Consider the following 4687-nt stretch of genomic DNA (forward strand, 5'->3'; position numbering starts at 1 on the left):
CTCGGGGATTTCCCAGCTGTATTGCTTCAGCGGGAAGCGGTACTGGCCGACCAGCGTCACCGTGCCGTCGTCATGGATCGGCACCACGCCGGTGGCGAGGCTGCGGGGATGGACGACGCCGTAGATGCCCGGGGCGCCCTTGGGGGTCAGAACCTTGTGTTCGACCACCTCCATCCAGGCATTCTCGTATTTCGTCGTGCTGGTCAGCACGGTCCAGGGATTGCCGGTGGCATCACCGGTTTCGATCGGCACGCGAGGCCCCTCCGTCGGTTGCGACCGGAGTATAGGGAGGCGCCCCGGCTGCCGCAATGCCCGCCCACAGCAGCCGCACAGACAAAATCCGGTAAAATTTTCAAACAATTGATGGCAACAAAGTCGAAATCGTTAAATAATGGTTTCTTGACAGAAAAATAGGCCGGCCCTACTTCTAAATCACGGCGCCGAATGACGAAGTCCTACCCGAAAGTGGTAGATCGCCAATCCGCCGATTGACCTGATCCGATTGACCTGGAAAGGGCAGATGCGTGATGCCGCAGATCAGTCCTCAGGATTTGGAGCGGTGGCGTAACCCCGACTGGCGCACCCGGCTCACCGCTTGGTGGGAGGGGTATGACCTGTCCCGCCTGCCCCGCAGACCAAGCCGGCCCGGGTTGCGCAATCAGGCAGGCCGCCCCCAGCCCGGTCCGTTGGACGCCATCGGCACCACCTCCCACCCGGCGACGTCGGTCGCCCCCGCAACGCCGGACCCGGCCCTGCCGGCCGGCAATCCGGAGCTGGACCGTCTGGCATTGATGCAACTCGACCGTCATGGCGAACCGGTCTGGTCGCCGGCGCGCAGCGAAGGGGCGCAGCTTCTGTGGGGCCAGGACATGACCGGACCGGAGGAGGCGGCCTGGATGATCGATTCGGTCCGCTCCTTCGGATTGAACCCGGCCAAGAGCGTGCTGGATTTGTCGGCCGGCCTGGGCGGCACCGCCCGCGCACTGGTGGAAAGCTGCGACACCTGGGTGACCGGTCTGGAACCGTCGCCGTTGCTGGCGAAGCTGGCAATGGACCGGTCGAAGGCGCTGGGCCTTTCGAAGAAGGCGCCCATCGCCCATTACGATCCCGAGCATTTCAATCAGGCCGGCAGCTTCGACCTCGTGATGGCCGACCGCATCGTGCACCGCGTGCGCGACAAGGACCTGTTCCTGGACGGCCTCGGCGAGTGCGTGAAGCCGAAGGGCGGAGTCGCGCTGTTCGATTATGTGATCGACGGCACCCCCGGCTCCTGGGACAGCTGGAACGGCTGGCGGGAGCAGGAACCGATGGAGGTCTATCCCTGGACCGCCACCCGCATGGCCGACGAGCTGACCCAGCGCAACCTCGACCTCCGCATCACCGAGGATCTGACTCAGCTGCACCGCCGGCACATCATCGACCGGGTGCGGAAGCTGGCCGACACGCTGGCTGCCGCCGTGCCGCCCGCCCCGGTTCTGGCCGCGTTGAAACGGGAGCTTGCGCTGTGGTGGGCGCGGCTGCAGGTGCTGGGCAGCGGCCTGCGCTTCGTCCGCTATGTGGCGATGAAGCCGGCCTGAGAGGCCGCCCCCAATGTTCATATGAGTAAAGAAAGCATCCGCGAAGCCGTAATAGGATGATCGACGGGGTTGGGCCGACTGCGGCCGGACGGACGGTGACAGGACGGCCTCAAGCGACCATTTCCCCGTCCACGCCTATGCTCGCGCTTTCTTGGAGCCATCCGTTTGATCTGCCGCCCGCCCGACCTACATCTTGCCTGCATGACGCGCAGGGGCCAGCATGGCTGCCTCAGTCTTTTGGACGATCCTCAGGTCATTTGACCGACCGTCCTGCGGACCGTCATCACATGGATCATAACCCTGGCCCATACCCCTGGACCGTAACCGAAGCACTCTCCCAAGCGCCGATCAAGGCGCATGCCAGACCCAATCGCCAAGGAGGCTTCCCGTGACCACCTTCACCGGTCAGGATTCGCTCAAGACCCGCCGTTCCCTCGACGCGGGCGGCAAGAGCTACGACTATTTCAGCCTGAAGGCCGCCGAGGAGGCGGGTCTCGGCGATCTGTCGCGGCTGCCGTTCTCCATGAAGGTGCTACTGGAAAACCTGCTGCGCTTCGAGGACGGGCGCACCGTCTCCGTCGAGGACGTGAAGGCGGTGGCCGAGTGGCTGGTCGACAAGCGGTCCGACCGTGAAATCGCCTATCGCCCGGCGCGCGTGCTGATGCAGGACTTCACCGGCGTGCCGGCGGTCTGCGATCTGGCGGCGATGCGCGAGGCGATGGCGTCGCTGGGCGGCGACCCGACGAAGATCAACCCGCTGGTGCCGGTCGACCTCGTCATCGACCATTCGGTGATGGTCGATTACTTCGGCGGCGCCGACGCCTTCCAGAAGAACGTCGAGCTGGAGTTCGAGCGAAACCTGGAACGCTACGCCTTCCTGCGCTGGGGCCAGAAGGCCTTCGACAATTTCCGCGTGGTGCCGCCGGGCACCGGCATCTGCCATCAGGTCAACACCGAATATCTCTCGCAGGTCGTCTGGACCGACGCCGACCCGTCGGGCAAGCCGGTGGCCTATCCCGACACGCTGGTCGGCACCGACAGCCACACCACCATGGTCAATGGCCTGTCCGTGCTGGGCTGGGGCGTCGGCGGCATCGAGGCGGAGGCCGCGATGCTGGGCCAGCCGATCTCCATGCTGATCCCGGAGGTCGTCGGCTTCAAGCTGACCGGCCGGCTGAAGGAAGGCACCACCGCGACCGATCTGGTGCTGACCGTCACCCAGATGCTGCGCAAGAAGGGCGTGGTCGGCAAGTTCGTCGAGTTCTTCGGTCCGGGGCTGGACAGCATGACGCTGCCCGACCGCGCCACAATCGGCAACATGGCCCCCGAATACGGCGCCACCTGCGGCATCTTCCCCATCGACGCCGAGACCATCCGCTACCTGACCTTCACCGGCCGCGACCCCGACCGCGTGGCGCTGGTCGAGGCCTATGCCAAGGCCCAGGGCATGTGGCGCGAGCCGGGCAGCCCCGATCCCGTCTTCACCGATGTGCTGGAACTGGACATGGGCACGGTCGAGCCGTCGCTGGCCGGGCCGAAGCGGCCGCAGGACCGCGTCGCCCTGTCGGCGGTGGCACAGGGCTTCGCCAAGGACATGACCGAGGCCTACAAGGCCGACGACCCCAAGAAGGCGGTTCCGGTGAAGGGCGCCGGCTACAGCCTGGAACAGGGCGCCGTCGTCATCGCCGCCATCACCTCCTGCACCAACACCTCCAACCCGGCGGTGCTGGTCGCCGCCGGCCTGCTGGCCAAGAAGGCGGTCGAGAAGGGGCTGACGCAGAAGCCGTGGGTCAAGACCTCGCTGGCGCCTGGATCGCAGGTGGTCACCGACTATCTCGCCAAGGCCGGATTGCAGCCCTATCTCGACCGCATCGGCTTCAACATCGTCGGCTATGGCTGCACCACCTGCATCGGCAATTCCGGGCCGCTGCCCGACGCCATCGCTGCGGCGGTGGAGGAAGGGAACCTGGTCGTCGGCGCCGTGCTGTCGGGCAACCGCAACTTCGAGGGCCGCGTCAACCCGCACACCCGCGCCAATTATCTGGCCTCGCCGCCGCTGTGCGTCGCCTATGCGCTGGCCGGCAACCTGAACGTCGACCTGACCACGGATCCGCTGGGCACCGGCAGCGACGGCCAGCCGGTCTATCTGAAGGACGTCTGGCCGAGCAACCGCGAGGTGCAGGACGCCATCGACGCCTCGCTGACCGCCGAGATGTTCCGCAGCCGCTATTCCGACGTCTTCAAGGGGCCGGAGCAGTGGCAGGCCATCGCCACGGCGGAAGGCCAGACCTACCAGTGGCAGGACGGCTCGACCTATGTGAAGCTGCCGCCCTTCTTCAGCGGCCTGACCAAGACGCCGGATCCGGTGTCCGATGTACGCGGCGCGCGGGCGCTGGCGGTGCTGGGCGATTCCATCACCACCGACCACATCTCCCCCGCCGGATCGATCAAGAAGACCAGCCCGGCCGGCGAGTATCTGCTGAGCTATCAGGTCCGTCCGCAGGACTTCAACAGCTACGGCGCCCGCCGCGGCAACCATGAAGTCATGATGCGCGGCACCTTCGCCAACATCCGCATCCGCAACGAGCTGATCCCCGGCGTCGAGGGCGGCGAGACCAAGCATTACCCGTCGGGAGAGCGGCTGCCGATCTACACCGCCGCCATGCGCTACGCCGACGAAGGCGTGCCGCTGGTGGTGGTCGCCGGCAAGGAATACGGCACCGGGTCGAGCCGCGACTGGGCGGCGAAGGGCACCAAGCTGCTGGGCATCCGCGCCGTGATCGCCGAGAGCTTCGAGCGCATCCACCGTTCCAACCTCGTCGGGATGGGCATCCTGCCCCTGCAGTTCAAGGACGGCGTCACCCGCGCCGACCTGAAGCTGGACGGGTCGGAGCGTTTCGACATCGACGGGATCGAACAGGATCTGCGTCCGCACAAGGACGTCACCCTGACCCTGACCCGTGCCGACGGCAAGACGGAGACATACCCGCTGCTGCTGCGCATCGATACGCTGGACGAGGTGGAGTATTACCGGAACGGCGGCGTGCTGAACTTCGTGCTGCGCAATCTCGCGACGTAAAGCTGCCTGAGATCGGATGAGGAAAGGGCCG

General features: G+C 66.0%; 2 protein-coding genes and 1 pseudogene. 2 read left to right on the top strand and 1 reads right to left on the bottom strand.

Annotation, left to right across the window (positions count from 1 at the left end; genetic code table 11):
* Positions 1-252, bottom strand: a pseudogene (locus tag I71_RS13540) (DNA mismatch repair protein MutT); the annotation flags it as partial.
* Between the two features lie 275 nt (positions 253-527).
* Here I71_RS13540 and I71_RS13545 point away from each other — a divergent pair.
* The gene (locus tag I71_RS13545; protein WP_083897146.1) at positions 528-1577 is read left to right on the top strand and encodes a bifunctional 2-polyprenyl-6-hydroxyphenol methylase/3-demethylubiquinol 3-O-methyltransferase UbiG; all 1050 of its coding nucleotides are present in this window, start codon (positions 528-530) and stop codon (positions 1575-1577) included.
* Positions 1578-1965: 388 nt separating this feature from the next.
* Positions 1966-4656 carry an aconitate hydratase AcnA gene (gene acnA / locus I71_RS13550; RefSeq protein WP_042695387.1) on the top strand — a complete coding sequence of 897 codons (2691 nt, stop codon included), beginning with the start codon at positions 1966-1968 and terminating at the stop codon, positions 4654-4656.
* The last annotated feature ends 31 nt before the right edge of the window (positions 4657-4687 follow it).

It is taken from the genome of Azospirillum sp. B506, from assembly GCF_000333595.1.
Classification (GTDB): Bacteria; Pseudomonadota; Alphaproteobacteria; order Azospirillales; family Azospirillaceae; genus Azospirillum.

Coding starts and splice junctions, on each gene's coding strand:
- I71_RS13545 (WP_083897146.1), top strand. CDS start 528: ATGCCGCAGATCAGTCCTCAGGATTTGGAGCGGTGGCGTAACCCCGAC.